General features: G+C 74.1%; 18 protein-coding genes and 1 pseudogene. 8 read left to right on the plus strand and 11 right to left on the minus strand.

The window, feature by feature from the left end; translation table 11 throughout:
* Nucleotides 1-124: 124 nt before the first annotated feature.
* Nucleotides 125-880, plus strand: a complete 756-nt coding sequence (locus ABZY13_RS11070) for an FCD domain-containing protein (RefSeq protein ID WP_356629106.1) — start codon at nt 125-127, stop codon at nt 878-880.
* Here the strand turns inward: ABZY13_RS11070 and ABZY13_RS11075 are convergent.
* Nucleotides 864-3,881 (minus strand): glycoside hydrolase family 38 C-terminal domain-containing protein, encoded by a 3,018-nt coding sequence (locus ABZY13_RS11075; RefSeq protein WP_356629108.1) that lies wholly within the window; start codon nt 3,879-3,881, stop codon nt 864-866. The two genes, ABZY13_RS11070 and ABZY13_RS11075, sit on opposite strands and share 17 nt — an antisense overlap.
* Before the next feature lie 233 nt (nt 3,882-4,114).
* On the opposite strand from ABZY13_RS11075, the gene ABZY13_RS11080 reads away from it, so the two are divergent.
* Nucleotides 4,115-5,461 (plus strand): amidase, encoded by a 1,347-nt coding sequence (locus ABZY13_RS11080; RefSeq protein ID WP_356629110.1) that lies wholly within the window; start codon nt 4,115-4,117, stop codon nt 5,459-5,461.
* A 52-nt stretch (nt 5,462-5,513) separates the two neighbouring features.
* Here ABZY13_RS11080 and ABZY13_RS11085 read toward each other — a convergent pair whose 3' ends face one another.
* Complete coding sequence (locus ABZY13_RS11085; RefSeq protein ID WP_356629112.1) at nt 5,514-5,687, minus strand: hypothetical protein; 174 nt, start codon at nt 5,685-5,687, stop codon at nt 5,514-5,516.
* 485 nt (nt 5,688-6,172) lie between these two features.
* Here ABZY13_RS11085 and ABZY13_RS11090 point away from each other — a divergent pair.
* From ABZY13_RS11090 to ABZY13_RS11100, 3 genes and pseudogenes are all read left to right on the plus strand, one after another.
* Nucleotides 6,173-6,456: pseudogene (locus ABZY13_RS11090) on the plus strand (metal-dependent phosphohydrolase); the annotation flags it as partial.
* 6 nt (nt 6,457-6,462) lie between these two features.
* Nucleotides 6,463-6,609, plus strand: a complete 147-nt coding sequence (locus tag ABZY13_RS11095; RefSeq protein WP_356629192.1) for a hypothetical protein — start codon at nt 6,463-6,465, stop codon at nt 6,607-6,609.
* Nucleotides 6,606-6,761: a hypothetical protein gene (locus ABZY13_RS11100; protein ID WP_356629194.1), complete on the plus strand. Its 156-nt coding sequence runs from the start codon at nt 6,606-6,608 to the stop codon at nt 6,759-6,761. The genes ABZY13_RS11095 and ABZY13_RS11100 overlap by 4 nt, the downstream gene beginning before the upstream one ends.
* On the opposite strand, the gene ABZY13_RS11105 is transcribed toward ABZY13_RS11100, so the two are convergent.
* The 5 genes from ABZY13_RS11105 to ABZY13_RS11125 all read right to left on the minus strand — a co-directional run bounded on the left by ABZY13_RS11105 (nt 6,740) and on the right by ABZY13_RS11125 (nt 13,029).
* Nucleotides 6,740-8,215 carry an SDR family NAD(P)-dependent oxidoreductase gene (locus tag ABZY13_RS11105; RefSeq protein WP_356629114.1) on the minus strand — a complete coding sequence of 492 codons (1,476 nt, stop codon included), beginning with the start codon at nt 8,213-8,215 and terminating at the stop codon, nt 6,740-6,742. The two genes, ABZY13_RS11100 and ABZY13_RS11105, sit on opposite strands and share 22 nt — an antisense overlap.
* A gap of 102 nt (nt 8,216-8,317) precedes the next feature.
* Nucleotides 8,318-9,655, minus strand: a complete 1,338-nt coding sequence (locus tag ABZY13_RS11110) for a wax ester/triacylglycerol synthase family O-acyltransferase (RefSeq protein WP_356629116.1) — start codon at nt 9,653-9,655, stop codon at nt 8,318-8,320.
* A gap of 120 nt (nt 9,656-9,775) precedes the next feature.
* The gene (gene glgC, locus ABZY13_RS11115) at nt 9,776-10,996 is read right to left on the minus strand and encodes a glucose-1-phosphate adenylyltransferase (RefSeq protein ID WP_356629118.1); all 1,221 of its coding nucleotides are present in this window, start codon (nt 10,994-10,996) and stop codon (nt 9,776-9,778) included.
* Between the two features lie 52 nt (nt 10,997-11,048).
* On the minus strand, nt 11,049-12,221 hold the full coding sequence (gene glgA / locus ABZY13_RS11120) for a glycogen synthase (RefSeq protein WP_356629120.1): 1,173 nt from the start codon (nt 12,219-12,221) through the stop codon (nt 11,049-11,051).
* Between the two features lie 37 nt (nt 12,222-12,258).
* A complete protein-coding gene (locus ABZY13_RS11125; protein ID WP_356629122.1) occupies nt 12,259-13,029 on the minus strand; it encodes a (2Fe-2S)-binding protein in 771 nt (256 codons plus the stop codon).
* A 228-nt stretch (nt 13,030-13,257) separates the two neighbouring features.
* Here ABZY13_RS11125 and ABZY13_RS11130 point away from each other — a divergent pair, with 228 nt between their 5' ends.
* The gene (locus tag ABZY13_RS11130; protein WP_356629124.1) at nt 13,258-14,505 is read left to right on the plus strand and encodes a DMT family transporter; all 1,248 of its coding nucleotides are present in this window, start codon (nt 13,258-13,260) and stop codon (nt 14,503-14,505) included.
* On the opposite strand, the gene ABZY13_RS11135 is transcribed toward ABZY13_RS11130, so the two are convergent.
* Nucleotides 14,495-15,802, minus strand: a complete 1,308-nt coding sequence (locus ABZY13_RS11135) for a transglycosylase family protein (RefSeq protein WP_356629126.1) — start codon at nt 15,800-15,802, stop codon at nt 14,495-14,497. The genes ABZY13_RS11130 and ABZY13_RS11135 overlap by 11 nt on opposite strands.
* Before the next feature lie 387 nt (nt 15,803-16,189).
* Between ABZY13_RS11135 and gndA the strand changes: the two genes are divergently transcribed.
* Nucleotides 16,190-17,638, plus strand: a complete 1,449-nt coding sequence (gene gndA, locus ABZY13_RS11140; protein ID WP_356629128.1) for an NADP-dependent phosphogluconate dehydrogenase — start codon at nt 16,190-16,192, stop codon at nt 17,636-17,638.
* A gap of 546 nt (nt 17,639-18,184) precedes the next feature.
* Here the strand turns inward: gndA and ABZY13_RS11145 are convergent.
* From ABZY13_RS11145 to panD, 3 genes are read right to left on the minus strand one after another with little or no spacing between them, the layout of a single operon-like run.
* Nucleotides 18,185-18,817 carry an aspartate/glutamate racemase family protein gene (locus tag ABZY13_RS11145; protein WP_356629130.1) on the minus strand — a complete coding sequence of 211 codons (633 nt, stop codon included), beginning with the start codon at nt 18,815-18,817 and terminating at the stop codon, nt 18,185-18,187.
* A 5-nt stretch (nt 18,818-18,822) separates the two neighbouring features.
* Nucleotides 18,823-19,167, minus strand: coding sequence for a GNAT family N-acetyltransferase (locus ABZY13_RS11150; protein ID WP_356629132.1), 345 nt, complete (start codon nt 19,165-19,167; stop codon nt 18,823-18,825).
* 30 nt (nt 19,168-19,197) lie between these two features.
* Nucleotides 19,198-19,617: an aspartate 1-decarboxylase gene (gene panD, locus ABZY13_RS11155; RefSeq protein ID WP_356629134.1), complete on the minus strand. Its 420-nt coding sequence runs from the start codon at nt 19,615-19,617 to the stop codon at nt 19,198-19,200.
* Between the two features lie 431 nt (nt 19,618-20,048).
* On the opposite strand from panD, the gene ABZY13_RS11160 reads away from it, so the two are divergent.
* Complete coding sequence (locus ABZY13_RS11160; protein ID WP_356629136.1) at nt 20,049-21,338, plus strand: extracellular solute-binding protein; 1,290 nt, start codon at nt 20,049-20,051, stop codon at nt 21,336-21,338.
* The last annotated feature ends 161 nt before the right edge of the window (nt 21,339-21,499 follow it).

Below are 21,499 nucleotides of genomic sequence, written 5' to 3' on the forward strand. Positions count from 1 at the left end.
GCATACTTATCAGACCACTTGGGCCCGGCGACACCCCGCAAGCCGGAAAACTCTCTCCAACGGACGTAATGGTCGGACCACTTCTCCCGCTACACTGCGGCGACGCACCGACGGGAGAAGCCACGTGGACGAGACCGCGGCCGGGGGGCCCGCCGCCCGCAGGGGCACGGTCACCCAGCACGCCATCGAACGGATCAAGGCGATGATCGCCGACGGCCTGCTGGAGCCCGGCCAGCGGCTGCCCACCGAGCGGGACCTCGCGGTACGGCTCGGCCTGTCCCGCAGCTCGATGCGGGAGGCGATCCGCGCGCTCACCGTCCTCGGCGTGCTGGAGGCCCGGCACGGCTCCGGCGTCTACGTCACCCAGCTCAGGGCCGGCGACCTGCTGGAGACGTTCGGCGTCGTGGCCGATCTGTCCCGCGGCCCACGGCTCGCCGAACTGCTGGAGGTGCGCCGCGTCCTGGAGTCGGCGGCGACCGCGCTGGCCGCCGCCCGGATCACCGCGGAACAGCTGGCGCAGGTCGGGCGCCATGTGGCGGCGATGGAGGCGACCGACGACCCTGAGGAGGTCCTCGCCCACGACCTCGCCTTCCACCGCGCGATAGCGGCGGCCTCGGGCAACGAGACGCTGGCCGCCCTCCTGGACGGCCTGTCCTCGCGCACCTTCCGCGCCCGCGTCCACCGGGGCCGCCACGAGGAGGGCGCCTTCGCCCGCACCCGGCGGGAACACGCCGCCATCCACCGCGCCCTGGCCGCCCGCGACCCGGAGGCGGCCCGCGCGGCGGCGGCGGCGCACGTGGGCGAGGTGGAGGCGTGGCTGCGGGAGCGGGAGGGGTCCGGCTCCGGAGCCCGGGCGTCGGGCCCTACCGCCGGAGCCTGAGCGTCATCAGCTGGAACGGCCGCAACGCCACGGCGATCCGGTCGCCGTCGGCGGTGACCGAAGGCGCGTCGGGCAGCGGGCGTTCCAGCAGGTCCGTGACCTCGACGCCGGTGACGGGGAAGCCGGCCGTCAGGGTGGTCCGGGCCCGGCCGCCGTGGGCCTCGTGGAAGCGGACGACCACGTCGCCGCTGCGGTCGTCGGCCAGCTTGACGGCCGTGATCACGACAGCGTCCGCGTCGGCCGTGACCAGCGGGGCGACCTCGGCCGCGCCGGTGTGCCGCCGCTCCGGCAGGTTGATCCGCCAGCCCTCGCGCACCGCGTCCCCGATGTCCGCGCCCGGCACCAGCGCGTGCCGGAAGCGGTGGACGCCCTGGTCGGTCTCGGGGTCGGGGAAGCGCGGGGCGCGCAGCAGGGAGACCCGGACCGTGGTGGTCGTGCCCCGGTCGGCGCCTGCGCGGACGGTGCGGGTGACGTCGTGGCCGTACGTCGAGTCGTTGACGACCGCGACGCCCCAGCCGGGTTCGGCCACATGGACGAAGCGGTGGTTGCAGGCCTCGAACTTGGCGGCCTCCCAGCTGGTGTTGGTGTGGGTGGGCCGGTGGACGTGCCCGAACTGGGTCTCGGCGGCGTACCGTTCGGCGTGCACGTCGAGCGGGAAGGCCAGCTTGAGGAACTTCTCCGTCTCGTGCCAGTCCACCTCCGTGTCCACGACCAGCCTCCGCTCCCCCGGCGGCAGCGACAGCACCTGGGTGACGCGGGAGGCCCCGAAGGACCGGACGACGCGCACCGACGCGCCGTCGTCCCCGGCGGCGACCTCGTCGGCGTCGGTCAGGTCGATGACGGTGTTGCGGTAGAACTCGTCCACGTCCCAGGCGTCCCACTTGTTCGGGAAGTCGGGGTGGAGTTGGAGGAGGTTGGCGGCCCCGCCGGGGGCGACGGTCTCCCGGCCGGCGGCGATGTCGTACACCGACACGACCAGTCCGGCGGGGTCGATTCCGACGCGCAGCAGCCCGTTGTCCAGGACGTGGCCGCCGGCCGGGCGTGCGGTGAGGGTGGTGCGGCCCTGGGCCACGAGGGGTGCGGCGCCGCCGGCCGGGACGCCGGAGCGGGTGTGCGGGGCCGCGTTGAAGACGAGCGGCATGGCGCCGTCGCCGGCCAGTGCCCGCTGGGCGGCGTCGACGATCGCCTCCAGTTCCGCCGCGACCCGCTCGTAGGTGCGGCGGGCCTCGCGGTGCACCCAGGCGATGGAGGAGCCGGGCAGGATGTCGTGGAACTGGTGCAGCAGCACGGTCTTCCAGATGCGGTCCAACGCGTCGTAGGGGTAGGGGAATCCGGTGCGTACGGCCGCGGTGGCCGCCCACAGCTCCGCCTCGCGCAGGAGGTGCTCGCTGCGCCGGTTGCCCTGCTTGGTCTTCGCCTGGCTGGTGAGGGTGGCGCGGTGGAGTTCGAGGTACAGCTCGCCCACCCAGACGGGCGGGGCGGTGTACTCGGCCTCGGCCTTGGCGAAGAACGCGGCCGGGGTCTCCCACTCGACGGTGGGTGAGCCCTCCAGGCTGCGCAGCCGGGTGGCCCGGGCGACCATCTCGCGGGTGGTGCCGCCGCCCCCGTCGCCCCAGCCGGTCGGCGCGAGGGAGTGCCGGGCGGCGCCCTTGTCGCGGAAGTTGCGCACCGCGTGGGCGAGTTCGGCGCCGCTCATGGTGCAGTTGTAGGTGTCGACGGGTGGGAAGTGGGTGAAGATCCGGGTGCCGTCGATGCCTTCCCAGAGGAAGGTGTGGTGCGGGAAGCGGTTCGTCCGCGACCAGGAGATCTTCTGCGTCAGCAGATGGCGGGAACCGGCCGCGGCGATGATCTGCGGGAGCCCGGCGGCGAAGCCGAAGGTGTCCGGCAGCCAGGCCTCCTCGTTGTCGACGCCGAACTCCTCGATGAAGAACCGCTTGCCGTGCACGAACTGCCGGGCCATCGCCTCCGAGCCGGGCATGTTGGTGTCGGACTCCACCCACATGCCGCCGGCCGGCACGAACCGGCCGTCCGCCACGGCCTTCTTGACCCGCGCCCACACCTCGGGCCGGTGTTCCTTCACCCAGGCCCACTGCTGGGCCTGCGACATGGCGAAGACGAACTCGGGCTCGTCGTCGATGAGGGCGGTCATGTTCGCGGCCGTGCGCGCCACCTTGCGGACCGTCTCGCGCAGCGGCCACAGCCACGCCGAGTCGATGTGGGCGTGGCCGACCGCGCTGATCCGGTGCGCGGAGGGCGCGGCCGGCGCGGACAGGACCGCGGTGAGCCGCGAACGGGCGTCGGCGGCGGTGGCGCCCACGTCCTGGAGGTCGACGGCGTCGAGGGCGCGCTCCACCGCGCGCAGGATCTCCCAGCGGCGCGGCGACTCCACCGGCAGCTCGGCCATCAGGTCGCCGAGCACCTCCAGGTCGGCCACCAGCTGCCACACCGTCTCGTCGAAGACGGCGAGGTCCATCCGGCCGAGGGTGTACTGCGGCTCGCTCCCGGCGGTCTCCCGGTCGCCGAGCGGCGTCGGCCGGAAGCCGCGGTCGCCGAGGATCACCGGGTTGGACGCCGCCTCGATGTGCAGCCGCACCCGCTCGCCGCCGGCGACGGGGGCGCCGATGCGGACCCACTGGTTGCGCGGGTTCAGCCCTTTCACGGGGGTGCCGTCGGGGCGGTACACCAGGCCCTCGCACTGGAAGCCCGGCATGTTCTCGTCGAACCCGAGGTCGAGGACCGCCTCCACGGTCCGGCCCGCCCACTCCTCGGGCACGGTCCCGGTGACCCGGAACCAGCTGGTGCCCCAGGGGACGCCCCACCGCGCGCCGGCCCCGATGGGCTCGTGCGGGGCGGCAAGGCCCTCGGCGACCGGCACCGGCTCGCCGGCCGCGTGCCACACCGCCACTTCCAGCGGCACGGACCGCGGGTGCACGGCGGGGCGGACGCGTTCGTCGAGGACTCGCTTCAGACGGGCCTCGACCAGGGTGCGGTCGTCGTGCATACGGGGGTCCTCCCGGTTCGTCGTCGGTCGGCGGTCGGTCGGGGTGTCGGCCGGAGGCCGGCGGGCGAGGTCCGACGCTGTCTACAGCTCCCCTGCGGCGGACGCTTCGAACCGTCCGGCGTCCGGGGGACCGCCGGACCGGTCGTCTCGACGCGGGGCCCGGCTCGGGGGCACAGTACGTACTCACCAGTAAGCCTCATCGCCAGTCAGCCCACATGAGCCGAGGAGCGCCCGTGACCAGCTGGGTCGGACGGACCGCCGTCGAGATCGCCGCCGCCGTACGGGAGAAGCGGGTCACGCCGCGGGAGGTGGTCGCCGCGCACCTGGAGCGGATCGAGCGGCTGGACGGCCGGATCGGGGCGTTCCGCCGGGTGCGCGCCGAGGCCGCGCTCGCCGAGGCCGACGAGGTGGGCGCCCGCGCCGATCTGGCCGAACTGCCGCTCGCCGGCGTGCCGGTGGCCGTCAAGGACAACGTGGCGGTGCGCGGGGAGTCCCTGCGCATCGGCTCGGCGGCGACTTCTCCGGCGCCCGTCGGCCGGGACCACGTCACCGTGGCCAGGCTGCGGGCCGCGGGCGCGGTGGTCGTGGGGCTGACGAACGTCCCGGAGCTGTGCGTGTTCGGCACGACGGAGGGCGTGCACGGCACCGCCCGCAACCCGTGGGACCTCGGCCGTACGGCGGGCGGTTCGTCGGGCGGGAGCGCGGCGGCCGTCGCCGCGGGGCTGACGCCGGTCGCGCTGGGCAACGACGGCATGGGCTCGCTGCGCATCCCGGCGGCCAACTGCGGGCTGGTGACGATCAAGCCCGGTCACGGGGTGGTGCCGGCGGGCATCGGCGAGGGCGACTGGTTCGGCATGTCGGAGAACGGCCCGCTGGCGACGACCGTGGCGGACGCGCGGCTGACGCTGTCCGTCCTGGCCGACGCGTGGCCCGTACGGCGGGAGAGGCCCGGCACGCTGCGGGTCGCCGTCTCGCTGCGCAGCCCGATCGCCGGGGTGCCCGTGGCCGGGCCGTACACGGAGGCCGCGCGGGAGGCGGCCGGGGTGCTGATGAAGGCCGGTCACCAGGTGCGGCGCGCGGATCCGCCGTACCCGGTGTCGCTGGGGGCGGTCGCGCTCGCCCACTGGACGGCGGGCACGCACGTCGACGCGGCGGGGCTCGACCGGCGGCTGCTGGCCCGGCGCACCCGCGTCCACGCCGCCGTGGGCCGGCTGTTCACGGGGGTGGCTCGCGGCGGCGGGAGCCGGGAGGCGCTGCGGCGTCGGCTGGAACCGTTCTTCGCGGAGTACGACGTGCTGCTCACGCCGGCGCTGGCCCGGCGCGCGCCGCGGGCCGAGCCGTGGCACGAGCGGGGCTGGCTGCGCAATGCGGCCGTCAACACCGCCTACGCGCCGATGACGCCGCCGTGGAACCTGACGGGCTGGCCCGCCATGGCCGTCCCCATGGGCGCGCTGCCGTCGGGCGCGCCGTGCGCGGTCCAGCTGGTGGGGCCGCCGGGGACGGAGGCGCGGCTGCTGGAGGTGGCCGAGCGGCTGGAGAGCCTGCGCCCGTGGCGGCGGACGGCGCCGGTGGCGGAGTAGGGACCGGGCATGGGCGTGAGTGGGACACGCCCATGCCGGGGATCGCGAGGCGTCAGTCGACGCTGGGCAGGATGTGCGGCTCGGCGAGGTCGTCCTCGTAGCCCGCCAGGCGGATCGGGGCGGACCTGGCCCACACGTCGAGGCTGCCGAGCTCGCCGGGCCGGCGGCCCGCCCGCTCGGTGCGTTCCCTGGGGCGCTGTTCGCGATTCGTCTTCTCCGGTGTCACCGCGCACTCCTTATGTGTCGGTCACCCCGCGGGGGCCGCGCCGGCCGGTCTGCGGTCCGCTGCCGACGCCCGCGGGGGTCGTGGGTGTTGCCTGGTCGGACGCGGTGGCGTCGGTAACTCACCGGAGAGCAGGCCGTTGTGCACCGGCCGGTCCCGGGACGGACGATGGGTGTGGGTGGGGACCCGTTGTCGCTGTCCGTCCACACCAGGTTAACCAAATGAGCGGCCCCCCGCTCGATGGGGACGGAAAACAATGCGTAACCGTAACGAGTCACCACCCGCACAACATGCGGACATGTGACGGTATTTGTTACACAAAGGACTCAAAGCGACTCGGGGTGACTCACCCATTCGGCTCATCTCCCGAACATCCGTGCCCTCTTGCGGCGTCGTGGGCCGCGCAGTTCGGGTCCCGTTGGCCGGTTCGCAAGGCGGCCATGATCCGCCGGCGGACGCAACGGCTTGTCCGGCGGGAGGACTGACGCATGGAACTGCGCAGTGTCGAAGAGCTGATGGAGCTGCTGAACGCCCGCCGGGGCGCCCGGGACTTCCCGGAGTGCACCGGCGACCCGGTCGACCCGCACGAGCACGCGCTGCTGACGGCCGCGCTGCTGCGCCGAAGTCGCCCCGCCGACAAGGCACTCAGATCGCGGGCCTGGTGCACGACGTGGGCCGGCTGCTGCGCCCCGGCCACGGCCCCGCGCGCCCCGGCCACGGCGCGGACGCGCTCCGCCCGCTGCTGGGCGAGCGGGTCTCCCGCCTGGTACGGCTGAACGTGTCCGCCGCCCGCTACCTCGCCCTCGTCCCACCCGACCGCGGCCCGTCCCCGCGCGGCGCGCTCGCCCTGGTGCGGCAGGGCGGCCCGACGACCCCGGCGGAAGCCGCCGGGGTCGAACAGCCCCGCTCGCCGAGGACGCCGTGACGCTGCGTCAGGCCGACGCCGCGGGCCGCGTCGCCGGCTTCGACGCGGGCGTGCCGGAGGACTGGCGCACGGTCCTGGAGCTGGTGGCGGCGCGCCGCGCCCCGCTGCCCGTCCCGGACGCCGTCCGGCATCACCACTTGCCGGGCGCGTAGTCCTTCAGGAAGACGCCGTACAGGTCCTCGCCCGCCTCGCCGCGCACGATCGGGTCGTACACCCGCGCCGCGCCGTCGACCAGGTCGAGCGGGGCGTGGAAGCCGGCCTCGGCGAGCCGGACCTTGTCCGGGTGCGGGCGCTCGTCGGTGATCCAGCCGGTGTCGACGGCCGTCATGAGGATGCCGTCCTTCTCGAACATCTCCTGCGCGCTGGTGCGGGTGAGCATGTTCAGGGCGGCCTTGGCCATGTTGGTGTGCGGGTGGCCGGCTCCCTTGTAGCCGCGGGCGAAGACGCCCTCCATGGCGGAGACGTTCACGATGTAGGTGCGGCGCGAGGCGGAGGCCGCCATCGCCGGACGCAGCCGGCTGATCAGGATGAACGGCGCCGTCGAGTTGCAGAGCTGCACCTCCAGCAGCTCGATCGGGGTGACCTCGTCGACGGTCTGGACCCAGCTGTTGGTGTCGTGCAGGTCGGGGACGAGGCCGCCGGCGTCGATCGCGGTCCCGGCCGCGATGCGCTCCAGGGAGGCGGATCCGGAGACCAGGGCGAGGTCCGTCACCTCCTGCGCGGTGAGCGCGCCGCCGCCCGCGACGGGCAGGGCGGCGACCGCGCCGGAGCCGAAGGTGCCGATCACCTCGGCGGCGGGCAGTTCGCCCGCGGGCAGCGGACCGGACTCGGCGGCGACCAGCTCGCTGTAGGCGCCCGGGGAGCGCCGTACGGTCTGGGCCGCGTTGTTGATCAGGATGTCCAGCGGGCCCTCGGCGGCCACCGACTCGGCCAGCGCGACGACCTGGGCAGGGTCGCGCAGGTCGATGCCGACGATCTTCAGCCGGTGGATCCACTGGTCGCTGTCGGGCTGGGCCTTGAAGCGGCGGATCGCGTCGTTCGGGAAGCGCGTGGTGATCGTGGTGTGCGCGCCGTCGCGCAGCAGCCGCAGTGCGATGTACATGCCGATCTTGGCCCGGCCGCCGGTGAGCAGCGCGCGCTTGCCGGTGAGGTCGGTGCGCGCGCCGCGGCGGGCGCGGTTCTCGGCGGCGCACTTCTGGCAGAGCTGGTGGTAGAAGTAGTCGACCTCGACGTACCGCGTCTTGCAGATGTAGCAGGAGCGCGGGCGCTGGAGTATCCCCGCGATCTGCCCCTCCTCGACCCGCGAGGACGGCAGGATGCCCTCGGTCTCGTCGTCGATGCGCTGCGCGGAGCCGGTCGCGGTGGCCTCGGTGACCGCCCTGTCGTGCGCGGTCTTGGCGGCCCGGCGCTCCTGGCGGCGGCGCTGCTTGACCGTGCGGTAGACGCCCGCGGTGGCCCGGCGCACGGCGATCGCGTCGGGGTGGTCCACGTCCAGCTTGTCGAGTTCCTCGAGCACGCTCAGGCAGACGGCCAGCCGCTCCGGGTCGATGCCGGGCCCGTACACGACCTCGTCCGTGGCCGCCGAGCCGTCCTCTGTCACCGTCATCGCGCTGCCGTTCCCTGGTTCCGCCGTGCGGCGCTCCGGTGGCCGCCGCATTCGAACGGCAGATTTTACGGAGCGCGGGCCGCACCGCCAAACCCGTCATGATCACGGGGCGCAGGCCGCCGACAGCGTCCGCGCCTCCTCGGTCAGGGCGCGGGCCAGCCCCTCCAGGTCCGGCACGGCCCGTCCGTCGGCGACGAGGCCGTAGTGGACGCGTCCGCGGTACGTCGAGACGGCGATCGCCAGTGACTGCCCGCCGGCCAGCGGGGCGAGCGGGAAGACCTCGGTGAGCGGGTTCCCGCCGAGTCTCAGACCGAGGCCGGGCAGCGGCACGCTGGTGACCAGGACGTCGAACCAGAGCCGGGCGGCCTGGCCGACCAGCGGGCCGCCGAGCCGGTGGCCGAGGGCGGGGACGTGGTCGGCGAGCAGCGCGACGGCGCCGGGGCCGCGGTCGGGTCCAACGTCCTTGTTGCGGTCCATCGCGGTGCGCACCGCGTCGAGGCGGCGGCGCGGGTCGGGGTCGTCGACCGGGAGCCGCAGCAGGTACCCGGAGAGCCGGTTGCCCTGCGGGTGGGCGGTGCGCGGGCGGCGCCGGGAGACGGGGATCAGCGCGCGGGGCGCCACGCCGTCGCTCCCGTCGCCGCGCTCGTCCAGCCAGCGGCGCAGCGCCCCGGCGACGACGGCGATCAGTACGTCGTTGACCGTGCCGCCGGCCGCCTTGCGGACGCGGTGCACGTCGTCGAGGTCGAGGACCGCTCCGGCGGTTCGGCGGGTGCCCGACGGCTCGCAGACCAGGGCGGGCGAGGTACGCATGCCCAGCGTGGCCCCGGCGACGCGGGCGCCGATGTCCAGGGCGCGGGCGGCGTCGGCGAGGGCGCCGCGCAGCAGCGCGGGGAGCCCGCGCACGTCGGGCACGGGCAGCGCGGGACGCGCGGGCGGTTCGGGGCGGGGGCGGTGCGGCGGCAGGTCGGTCGGATCCAGGACCGCGGCGGCGAGGGTCAGCGCGCGCAGTCCGTCGGCCAGGGCGTGGTGGAACTTGAACAGCACCGCGAAGCGGACGCCGTCCAGGTCCGGCACGACGTGCGCCTCCCAGGGCGGCCGGCCCCGCACCAGCGGGCGCTCCATGAGCCGGCCCGCGGCGTCGTGGAAGTCGGCGGCGGGCTCGTGCAGCCGGACGTGATCGAGCGGGTCGAAGCCGGGGTCGGGCTCGCGGGCGGCGCCGCCGAAGGCGTACGGGGCGGCGAGCGGCTGCCAGACGTCCCGGATGCGCATCCGCAGTCCCGGCACGGCGGCGGCGCGGGCGGCCAGCAGGTCGGCGGCGTGGGCCCCGGCGGAGGGCGAGGCGGCCGAGAACACGCCGAGGGCGCCCAGGTGCATCGGGCTCCGCTCCGACTCGATGTTCCAGAACGCCAGGTCCAGGGGGGCGAGCAGGTCAGGGGTCACGGGGGCCTCGCGTCGACGGTGGAGGGGCTGCAGTCAACCGTCCCGGCCGATTACGGTCAAGTACGATCAGGCTACGCACAGTTAACAACAGATTAAACGCGGCCCCGTGCTCCCCGCCCGCTACGACACCCGTCGGCCCTTGCCGAGCGCGATCACGCCGCCCTTGGACACCGTGTACAGCTCGCCGTCCCGCTCCGGGTTCACGCCGATCGTCGCGCCCGGCGGCACCTCGACGTTCTTGTCGAGGACCGCGCCCCGCACCACCGCGCCCCGCCCGATGTGCACGTTGTCGTGCAGCACCGATCCCTGCACCACCGCCCCCGGGTCGACGACCACGCCCGGCGACAGCACCGACCGGGTGACCTGCCCGCGGATCAGGCAGCCGGCGCTGATGATGGACTCGCTCGCCATCCCGCCGGCGTTGAAGCGGGCCGGGGAGAGCTGGTAGGAGTGCGTGTAGATCGGCCACTGCCGGTTGTAGAGGTTGAAGGCGGGCCGCTCGGCGATCAGGTCCATGTGGGCGTCGTAGTAGGCGTCGAGCGTGCCGACGTCCCGCCAGTAGCCCTGGTCGCGGCTGGTCTCGCCGGGGACGTGGTTGCCGCCGAAGTCGTACAGCGCGGCCTCGCCCCGCTCGGTGAGCTGGGGCAGGATCGAGCCGCCCATGTCGTGCACCGACTTGGGGTCCTCGGCGTCGCGCTGGAGCGCCTCGATGAGGGCCTTGGTGGTGAAGACGTAGTTTCCCATGGAGGCGTAGACGCAGTCCGGGTCGTCGGCCAGGCCCGGCGGGTCGGCGGGCTTCTCCAGGAACCGTTCCACCGTCCGCCCGTCCGAGCCCGGCGTGATCACGCCGAACGCGGACGACTCGGTCCGCGGCACCCGTATCCCGGCGACCGTCACGCCGGCCCCGGACTCGATGTGCTGCTCGACCATCTGCCGCGGGTCCATGCGGTAGACGTGGTCGGCGCCGAACACCGCGACGTACTCGGGCCGTTCGTCGTGGACCAGGTTCAGGGACTGGAGGATCGCGTCCGCGCTGCCCAGGTACCAGCGCGGGCCGAGCCGCTGCTGCGCCGGGACGGGCGTGACGTAGTTGCCGAGCAGGCTCGACATCCGCCAGGTGGTGGTGATGTGCCGGTCCAGCGAGTGCGACTTGTACTGCGTGAGCACGCAGATGCGCAGGATGTCGCCGTTGACGAGGTTGGAGAGCACGAAGTCCACGAGGCGGTAGGTGCCGCCGAAGGTGACCGCCGGTTTGGCGCGGTCCGCGGTCAGGGGCATCAGGCGTTTGCCCTCCCCGCCCGCGAGTACGATGCCGAGCACCGAAGGCCCACCACGACGCATGGCCGCTCCCCTCACCCTGGTTGACCCAACTTCTGCCCCAGGGTCGTCAGGGCTAAGCCTGTTCGAGGATCTCCGCGTAGAGCCGCGCCGTGCGCCGGGCGATCGCGTCCCACCCGAACTCCCCCACGGCGCGCTCCCGTCCGGCCTCGCCCATCCGCCGGGCGGCCTCCGGGTCGCCGAGCACCCGGTCCAGCGCCCGCGCCAGGCCCGTCTCGAACACGGCGTGCTCCTCGTCCACCGGCACCAGCAGTCCCGTCACGCCGTCCTCCACGACCTCCGGGATGCCGCCGACCCGGGAGGCGACGACGGGCGTGCCGCAGGCCATCGCCTCCAGGTTGACGATGCCGAGCGGCTCGTAGACCGAGGGGCAGACGAACACGGCGGCGTGCGTGAGGAGTTGGATCACCTCGGGGCGGGGCAGCATCCGCGGGATCCAGTGCACGCCGTCGCGCACCCGGTCCAGTTCCTCGTACAGCTCGCGGAACTCCCGGTCGATCTCCGGGGTGTCGGGCGCCCCGGCGCACAGCACGACCTGTGCCGAGGGATCGATGTCCCGCACCGCGCGCAGCAGATGGGGCACGCCCTTCTGCCGGGTGATGCGGCCGACGAACAGCACGAAGGGGCGGGCGGGGTCCAGGCCGAGGCGGTCGAGGACGTCGGTGGCCGGATCCGGGCGGTACAGCTCGGTGTCGATGCCGTTGTGCACGACGTGCACCCGGGCCGGATCGAGCGCCGGGTAGCAGCCGAGGATGTCCTCGCGCATGGCGCCGGAGACGGCGATCACCGCGTCGGCGGCCTCGATCGCGGTGCGCTCGGCCCAGCCGGACAGGGCGTACCCGCCGCCGAGCTGCTCGGCCTTCCAGGGGCGCAGCGGCTCCAGGGAGTGCGCGGTCATGACGTGCGGCACGCCGTGCAGGAGCTTGGCGAAGTGCCCGGCGAGGTTGGCGTACCAGGTGTGGGAGTGGACGAGGTCGCGGCCCTCCAGCGCGGCGGCGACGGAGAGGTCCACGGAGAAGGTGCGCAGGGCGTCGTTGGCCCCGTCGAGCGCGCTCCAGGGCCGGTGCCGCACGACGCCGGAGGCGCGGTCGGCGGTGGAGCCCTCGCCCCAGCAGTGCACCTCGAGGTCGACCAGCGGCCGCAGTTCCCGGGCGAGGAACTCGACATGGACGCCCGCGCCGCCGTAGACGTCCGGCGGGTACTCCCGGGTCAGCAGTCCCACGCGCACCGGGAACCCCCCATCTCGACGGTTGTCCCGTTCATGGTCACCCAGATGTGCCGCGTGCGGAAGACCGCGGCGGCCTCGGGAAGCAGCAGTCGCCGCAGACGCCGCCGCCCGGGACGCGGTAGTACAGGCAGCAGCTGCGCCGCCGGAAGCCGCCGCCCGTGCCGGTTCCCCCGGTCCGGGTGAAGGCGCCGGTCGCGGCGAGCGGGGGGTGCGCGAACAGTTCCGCGGTCAGGGAGCGGGTGCGGGCGGCGACGTCCGCGCGGGCGTGCGCCCGCGCCCAGCGTTCCAGTTCGCGGGCGGCCCCGGCCAGCGCGGAGGCGGCGTTGCCCCACAGCAGCCCCTCGGCGAGCCGGTGGCGGGCGCGCAGGGCGAGGGCCAGCGGGCGCAGATGACCGTCCACGACGACCGCGGCGAGCGTCCCGGCGTCCCCCGGCGACGGCCGCGGAGCGGACAGCCACAGGTCGTCGGGGGCGCTCGCGTCGGGGTCCCAGTGCAGCAGCCGGGGGTCGAGGTCGGGGACGCGGCCGTACAGGGCGGCGCTGCCGAGGGCCGCCGACCAGAGCCGGGCGGCGAGCCCCTGCTGCGCGACGGAAGCGGCGACCCGCGCCTCCGGGGCCCGGATCGCCCCCGCCACTTTTCGGACCCGCGCCGCCAGCGGATCGGGGTGCGCGCCGGGTTTCCGGAGCGCGTAGGCGTCGGCGAGGGTCGGGAGCGCGGCCCGCGAGCCGTCGGCGTCCTCCACGAAGGTGCGCAGGACGAAGAACGGGCCGAGCGGCCGGAGGGCGGCGAGGCCGGGGTCGAGGTCCACGAACAGCAGTAGTAGCAGGGCTCGTCGGGGATGTCCCCAGGGGGGCGGGGAGCCGGGGTGCCCACCCTGGGGATGACGGAGGCCCCGCCGTACTCCATCGGCAGTACGACTCATTGAGTGCTCCAGGACGACGCCGGGAACAGAACGACGAGGCATCGTGTTGGTTATGAGAGCCGAACTGTCGCCGCGACGGGCCAGGAGCCCCCGCCTCCCGCAGAGGAGCAGCGCATGAGCGCCCTCGCGTTGTCCGTGCTGCTGTCGCTCGTCTCCGCCGTCGCGTACGCGGGAGGGGCGATCGTACAGGAGCGCGTGGCGGCGTCGTCGCCGGGCGAGGAGTACGTCCCCGTGCGGCGGCCCGTCTGGTGGGCGGCGGTGGCGCTGAACGGTCTCGGCGGCCTGCTGCACGTCGCGGCGCTCGCCTACGGCCCCTTGAGCGTCGTCCAGCCGCTGGGGGCCCTCACCATCGTGTTCGCGCTGCCCATGGCGGCGCTCTTCGTCCGTCGCAGGGCCGGCGCGACGGCGTGGCGCGGCGCGATCATGGCGACGGTCGGGCTCGCGGGTCTGCTGTCCCTGGTCGGCTCCTCCGGATCGGGGTCGCTGAACGGCACCCAGCAGGCGGCCGTGTTCACGGCGACCGGCGGCGCGGTCCTGGCCCTGATGATCGCCGGCCGCGCGGCGCACCGGCACCCCGCGGTGCGGGCCATGTTCCTGGCCACCGCCTCCGGCATCGCGTTCGGCATGTCCTCGGTGTTCACCAAGACCGTCGCGGTCGACTGGACCGGCGGGCCGTCGGCCGCCGCCGTGCCCTCCCTGGCCGCGATCGGCGTGCTGGCCACGGCCGGGCTGCTGCTGTCGCAGGCCGCCTACCGGGGCGCGGGGCTCGCGGCTCCGCTGGCCACGCTGACCGTCGTCAACCCGGTGGTGGCGGCCGCGGTGGGCCTGACGATGTTCGGCGAGACCTTCCGGTACGGCACCGCGGGCACCGTGCTCGCGCTGGGGTGCGGCGTGGTGGCGGCGGGCGGTCTGATCCTGCTGACGACGGAACGCATCGCACGCACCGAGGCGGCGGGCTCGGAGAGCGGGACGGCCGGGACGGAGGGCGGCGGGACGCCCGGGGCGGAGGACCAGGCGTCCGGGGAGTCCTTGTCCGGGGAGTCCCTGGGCGACGTGCTCTGCGGCCCGTCCCCCTCTCCGGAAAGCGTGCCGGCCAGGGCGTCCCGGGCGGGCGCGCCGTCCGGGACCGAGGCCGTCGGCGCCGGACGGGCCGCCGCCGCGCCGGCGCCCCGCCGGGAGGACGCCTCGGCGCCCGCCGCGGCTCCGGCCGGCTCCCCGCAGCGTCCGGCGGACGACGAGCCGACCCCGGTGGGAGCCGGCGCCCATCCGCCGCTTTCGCCCTACTTCGCCGGCGTGTGCGCGTCGTACGTGTCGGTGGTCTTCCCCGCAATCGACCCGCACCGCGTACGCGTCAAATCCTGACGCCCCCGGCCCGGAGGTACGCCAACGGGTCGACGTCGCTGCCCCAGCCGGGCCCGGTCCGCACCTCGAAGTGCAGATGCGGGCCCGTGCTGTTGCCCGTGGAGCCGGAGCGGCCGATGCGCTGGCCGGCGCTCACGGGCTGGCCGGACTTCACGGAGATCGCCGAGAGGTGCGCGTACTGGCTGTAGCGGCCGTCGTCGTGCCGGACGATCACCTCGTACCCGAAGGAACCGGCCCAGCCGGCGCTGACGACCCGGCCCTGCGCCACGGACTTCACGGAGGTGCCGGTCGGCACGGGGAAGTCGACGCCGGTGTGGTAGCCCTTCGACCAGTGCGTGCCGGAGACGCGATAGGCGGTGCCGAGGCTCCCGCTGACGGGGGCGACGCGCGAGGCGCCGCCGTTCGGGCGCTCCTCGCGGTCGGCGCGCTCCCCGCTCTCGGTGCGCTCGGCGGGCTTCGGCGCGGGTTTGGGCTTGGCCTTCGCCTCGGTGCGCGGCTGGGCCTCGGTCTTCGGCTTCGCCTTGGGCTTGGTCTGCGTCTTCGGCTTCGCCTCGCTCCCGGGCCTCGCCTCGGTCTTCGGCCGGGCCTCGGGCCGGGGGACGGGGGCGGGTCGGGCGGCCTGGCCGCGCAGGTTCAGGCGCTGGCCGGGGATGATCAGGTCGGGGTCGGCTCCGACGGTCTCACGGTTGGCGGCGTACAGCCCCTGCCAGCCGCCCCGCACGCGCTCCTCGGCGGCGATCCCGGAGAGGGTGTCGCCGCGGACGACGGTGTACATCTCCGCCTTGCCGGCCCGGGACTGCGGCGTGGTCTGCGGCTGCACGTCGGCGACGGAGGTGCCCGCCGAGGCGGGTCTCGCCGCGGTGCCCGTGCGGGCGCCGCCACCGGGGCGCGCGTCGGGGCCGGCGTCGGGGCTCTCGCCTCCGCGGGTGAGCCCCGCGCGCTCGGAGCACACCGGCCAGGCGCCGGGCCCCTGTCCGTCGAGGACCTTCTCCGCGACGGCGATCTGCTGGTCCTTGGTGGCCAGGTCGGCGCGCACCGCGTACACGGTGCCGCCGTAGGCCTCCCAGGTGGACTGGGTGAACTGGAGGCCGCCGTAGAAGCCGTTGCCGGTGTTGATGTTCCAGTCGTTGGTCGACTCGCACGCGGCGACCTTGTCCCACGTCTCCACGTCGGCGGCCTGCGCGGCGCCGGCGCCGACGAACGGCAGGGCCATGCCCGCGCCGCCCGCGGTGACGGTGAGCGAGGCGCGGTTGATCCTGTTCGGCTGATACCGGCGGTGCCGGCCGCGTGCGGCCATGAGAAGAGCCCCCTCGACATGCGTCCGGAGGCCAAAAGTAGGCGGGCTCGACAGGCGGTGACAAGGCGGCAATCGGCCGCCTCATGAGGACAAGTGGCCAGGAATGCCCCCTCGGTTGGCCGGTTCGCACGGTCCGCGAGGCCAGGGGACGGGTTCCGTGCGGCGCATCGAGGGCGCGGGGCCGTCGCCCGGCCGAGGTGCGACGACGTTACCCGCACGTCAGGACGACCGGAGCAGTCATACTGACGGCCACGAGGCCACATACCCCAGGGCCCTCACCAGCCCCACGACACAACAGGCACCACACACGCGCCACAAGCGGGCAAGCAGGACAGGCACGACAAGCACGACAGATCACCACAAGCACCCTCAGGAGGACCAGGCGGTATGAGCGCTTCGGAAAATTCGGCCCAGATCGGCGTCACGGGTCTCGCGGTCATGGGCCGCAACCTCGCCCGGAACTTCGCGCGCAACGGTTACACGGTCGCGGTGCACAACCGGACGGCGGCGCGCACGCACGCCCTGGTGGAGGAGTTCGGCGGCGAGGGCGCGTTCGTGGCGTGCGAGACCGCCAAGGAGTTCGTGGCGGCGCTGGAGCGGCCCCGCCGTCTGGTCGTCATGGTCAAGGCCGGCGAGCCGACGGACGCGGTGATCCGGGAGTTCGCCCCGCTGCTGGAGCCCGGCGACATGATCATCGACGGCGGCAACGCGCACTTCGCGGACACCCGCCGCCGCGAGCGCGAGCTGCGGGAGCAGGGCATCCACTTCGTCGGCACGGGCGTCTCCGGCGGCGAGGAGGGCGCGCTCAACGGGCCGAGCATCATGCCGGGCGGCTCGAAGGAGTCGTACGAGTCGCTGGGCCCCATGCTGGAGAGGATCTCCGCGAAGGCGGCGGACGGCGCCCCGTGCGTGACCCATGTCGGCCCGGACGGCGCGGGTCACTTCGTGAAGATGGTGCACAACGGCATCGAGTACGCCGACATGCAGCTGATCGGCGAGGCGTACCAGCTGCTGCGCGACGTGGCCGGGTACTCCCCCGCCGAGATCGCGGAGATCTTCCGCACCTGGAACACCGGGCGGCTCGACTCGTATCTGATCGAGATCACGGCCGAGGTGCTGTCGCACGTCGACGCGGCGACGGGGAAGCCGTTCGTGGACGTGGTGGTGGACGAGGCGGAGCAGAAGGGCACGGGCCGCTGGACGGTCCAGATCGCCCTCGACCTGGGCGTGCCGGTCTCCGGGATCGCCGAGGCGGTCTTCGCCCGTTCCCTGTCGGGGCACGCGGCGCTGCGGGATGCCTCGCGGGGCCTCGCCGGTCCGAAGGCGTCGCCGCTGAGCGGGGCGGAGGCGGGCGCGTTCGCCGACCGGGTGGAACAGGCGCTGTACGCGTCGAAGATCGTGTCCTACACCCAGGGCTTCCACGAGATCGCCGCGGGCAGCGACGAGTACGGCTGGGACATCGACCTCGGGCAGGTGGCGTCGATCTGGCGGGGCGGCTGCATCATCCGCGCGGCGTTCCTGGACCGCATCCGCTCCGCGTACGACGCCCGTCCGGACCTGCCGAGCCTGCTGTCGGACGAGACGTTCGCGCAGGAGATCGCGGCGGCCCAGGACGACTGGCGCGAGGTCCTGGTCGCCGCCACCCGCCAGGGCGTCCCGACGCCGGGCTTCGCGGCTGCCCTCGCCTACTACGACGCCCTGCGCGCCGAACGGCTGCCCGCCGCGCTCACGCAGGGGCAGCGGGACTTCTTCGGCGCGCACACGTACCGGCGGACGGACCGGGAGGGGTCGTTCCACACGCTGTGGGGCGGGGACCGGTCGGAGACGCCGGCGTAGGCGACGTCGCGAGAGCACCGGCCGCGCCGAGGGCCGGTGCTCCATGGGCCGCCTCCCGGCCGCGCCGCTCGCGGCGAGCCCCGCTCGTCGAACGGGGCCGACGGCTCCGACGTCAGGAGAGCGGCGGTCCCGGCTCGGGGTGGGGGACGGGCTCGGGGCCCGGCGGGATCGGGGACGGGTCGGGGCCGGGTACCGGGCCCGGACCGGGGTGAGGCGGGGCGGGAGGCTGCGGTGTGGGCTCGGGGCCCGGACCGGGAGGCGGTGGAGTCGGCTCGGGGCCGGGGCCGGGGCCCGGGCCCGGTTCCGGCGCGGGCACCGGGTGCGGGGGCTGCGGCTCCGGTCCCGGGGTCGGCGCGGGCGGCACCGGGTCGGGATACGGGTTGGTCATGGTGTCCTCCGGCCAGTCGGTGAACGTCGGCTCTGGACTACTCCCCGCGTACCCGGCGCCCTGTGCGGTCAGTCACCCGACGGGGGCACTGCGTGGCGCAGGCGGGCGTGCGCGCCGAGCGCCCTCACGGGACCGACCACGTCCGCCGCGGCGGACGTTCACGCGAGGCGGGCCGCCTCCGCCGCGGCGGCGAGTCCGGGCCGCGGGCTGGACAGGACCGGCACCGCGGTGGAGGCGAGCCGCTGGGCCGGGGCCATCGACGCCTGGGCCAGCACGATCACGTCGGCGCCGGTGACCGCGTCGGCAGCGGCGGCGACGAGGCCGACGTACGCCTCGATGTCACCGGCCTCGAAACACGCCCACGCGCCCGCCACCAGCTCCGTACGCACCTGCACGGCCCGGCCGGCCGCACCCGCCTCCTCCTCCAGGAGGGCCACGGTCGGCCCGAGCGTGGACGCCAGCGCGGCGAGGACGACGACACGCGGTCCGGCGGCCACCGCGGCGGCGGCCATCGGGCGGTCGACGCGCAGCACCGGCACCGCTGCCCCGGCCGCCTCGGCCACGCCGCCGAGAGTGGAGCAGGTGCACAGCACGGCGCGCGCCCCGTCGGCGACGGCGCGGTCCAGCAGGGCGCGTACGTCGCCGGCCACGGCCTCGGGACCGTCGCGGCGGGCCCTCACCAGCAGGTCCTCGTCCACGAGGTGGCGCAGCCGCAGTCCGGGCCGGTCCTCGTCGCGCAGGGCGTCGAAGACCGGGACGTGGACGGGCGAGGTGTGCAGCAGGGCGAGCACGCCGCTCAGAACCGCCCGGGGTGCGCCACGAGCCACTCCTTCGCCGCGCGCAGCAGCTCGGGGTCGGCGGCCGGCGCCTGCTCCGGGTGGCGTTCGGCCCATGCGACGACGTACGGGCACAGCGGGGCGACGGCGACGTCCTCGCGGGCGGCCACGGCGTACAGCTCGGTCGCCAGGGCGCCCGCGATGCCCTTCCCCTCGTGGGCGGGTTCCACGACGGTGTGCACGGGGACCAGGGCGGTGGCCGGCGACTCGAGGACGAAGTACTCGATGCGCCCGACGACCTCCTCGCCGTCCAGCGCTTCGAGGCGGCCGGCCGCCCGGTCGTCACGGATCACGATGTCGCTCATGGGCTCGCTCGCTCCTGGAACGTCGGTCGGTCAGGCCGGCACGGCCTGCGGGCTGCGCTGCTGGTCCGAGCCCGGCACGGGAGCGCTCGGGTCGCTGCCGAGTTCCACGATCCGGTTGTCGCCGTCCACGTGCACCACGCGCGGCTTCATGGACCGTGCCTCGGCGTCGGTGACCTGAGCGTAACTGATGATGATCACCAGATCGCCGGGATGCACGAGATGGGCGGCGGCCCCGTTGATCCCGACGACCCCCGAACCGCGCTCGCCCTCGATGACGTACGTCTCCAGCCGGGCGCCGTTGGTGATGTCGACGATGTGCACCAGCTCGCCGGGCAGCAGATCGGCGGCGTCGAGCAGGTCCGCGTCGATGGTCACGGATCCGACGTAGTGCAGGTCGGCCTGGGTGACGGTGGCGCGGTGGATCTTGGACTTGAACATGGTGCGCAGCATGGAGACACTCCCGGTTCGTCTGCTCCCTGCCTGCTTCTGCGGGTCAAGGGCGTTGTCGGGAGAGTACATCGACGGGCATCTCCGGTCAGCCGGCGACGGGTGTTGGAGGACTCACACCTCCCCGCGGCCGCCCCGGCCCGACGGTGTTCGGCCCGGCGCGACGGTGTCCGGCCCCGCGCGACGGTGTCCGGCCCGGCGCGAAGGTGTCCGCCCTGATGCCGCCGACCACATTCCCGTCGCCGTCGCCCCGTCTGTTCGTCATCACGAACAACTGTCGATCCGTCGGTAACGATTGGGCAACTTGCGAAATTTTTTGGTTGCTTCGCATTCATTTTCGGCGATAGACCTGGCTCCTGCTTCGCGGATGGCCCATCAATTTGCGCAAAGTAATCAGCAGTTGGATCACCGACGACACATCAGGGAGTTCCACGATGACGAGGAAGACCCGCAGCGCGACGGCTGCCGCGATCGGCCTGTGCATCGCCCTCGCCGCTGCCGGCTGCGCCGGTGGCGACGCGGGCGGCGGCGCCTCCGACGGGCAGGGCACGCTGACCCTCTGGACGAACGCGATGGAAGGGCGCGGTGCGCAGTACTGGAAGGACGCCGCGAAGGCGTTCCAAGCCCTGCACCCGGACGTCACGATCAAGGTCCAGTCGGTGCAGAACGAGGACCTCGACGGCAAGCTGCAGAACGCGCTCAACTCGAACTCCGCACCCGACATCTTCCTGCAGCGCGGTGGCGGCAAGATGCGGGCCATGGTCGACGCCGGCCAGATCCGGGCGCTGGACGTGACCGACGCCGACAGGGCGAACGTGGGCGAAGCGGCCCTCGAAGGCGTCTCGATCGACGGCAAGGTCTACGCGATGCCGCTCGACACGCAGCCCGAGGGCATCTACTACAGCAAGTCCCCGTTCGAGAAGGCCGGCATCGCCTCGCCGCCGACGACGATGGAGGAACTCAAGGACGCCGTCGCGAAGCTCAAGGCGATCAAGGTCGCGCCGATCGCCGTCGGCGCCAAGGACGCCTGGCCGGCCGCGCACTGGTACTACAACTTCGCCCTGCGCGAGTGCAGCCAGGAAGCCATGCAGGAGGCCGCCGCGTCGCTCACGTTCGACGACCCGTGCTGGACCGAGGCCGGCGAGGACCTCGCCGACCTCCTGGAGACCGACCCCTTCCAGAAGGGGTTCCTCACGGCGACGTCGCAGCAGGGGGCCGGGTCCTCGGCGGGCCTGATCGCCAACCGCAAGGCGGCCATGGAGCTCATGGGCACCTGGAACCCGGGCGTGATCGCCGATCTGACCCCGGACAAGAAGCCGCTCCCCGACCTCGGGTGGTTCCCCTTCCCCGCCGTGCCCGGCGGCAAGGGCGACCCGACCGCCGTCATGGGCGGCGCCGGCGGATACTCGCTCTCCAAGAACGCGCCGGACGAGGCCCTGGCCTTCCTCCAGTTCGTCGTGACCAAGGAGCAGCAGGAGGCCTACGCCGAGGCCTTCGACACCGTCCCGGTGAACAAGGAGGCCCAGGGGGTCGTCACCGAGCCCTACAACATCTCGGCGCTGCAGGCCTTCAACAAGGCCGCCTACTCCATGCAGTTCCTCGACATCGTGTACGGCCAGAACGTCGGCAACGCCATGAACGTCGCCGTCGTGAACCTGCTGGCCGGCAAGGGCTCCGCCGCCGACATCGTCGAGGACGTCAGGGCTGCCGCCGAGAAGGGCTGAGTAAGCAGACATGAGCGACACCCTGGGCACCGACACGGCCGACGGCCGCACGGCGCGGGGCACGCCCGGAGCCGGGGACGCGGTCGAGGCCGTGCCCCCGGATCCGCCGCGAGCGGCCGCGCACCGCCGAGGCCGTGCCAGGCACGACTGGAGATCGCCGT

The sequence above is a fragment of the Streptomyces sp. NPDC006610 genome (assembly GCF_040611575.1).
Lineage (GTDB): Bacteria > Actinomycetota > Actinomycetes > Streptomycetales > Streptomycetaceae > Streptomyces.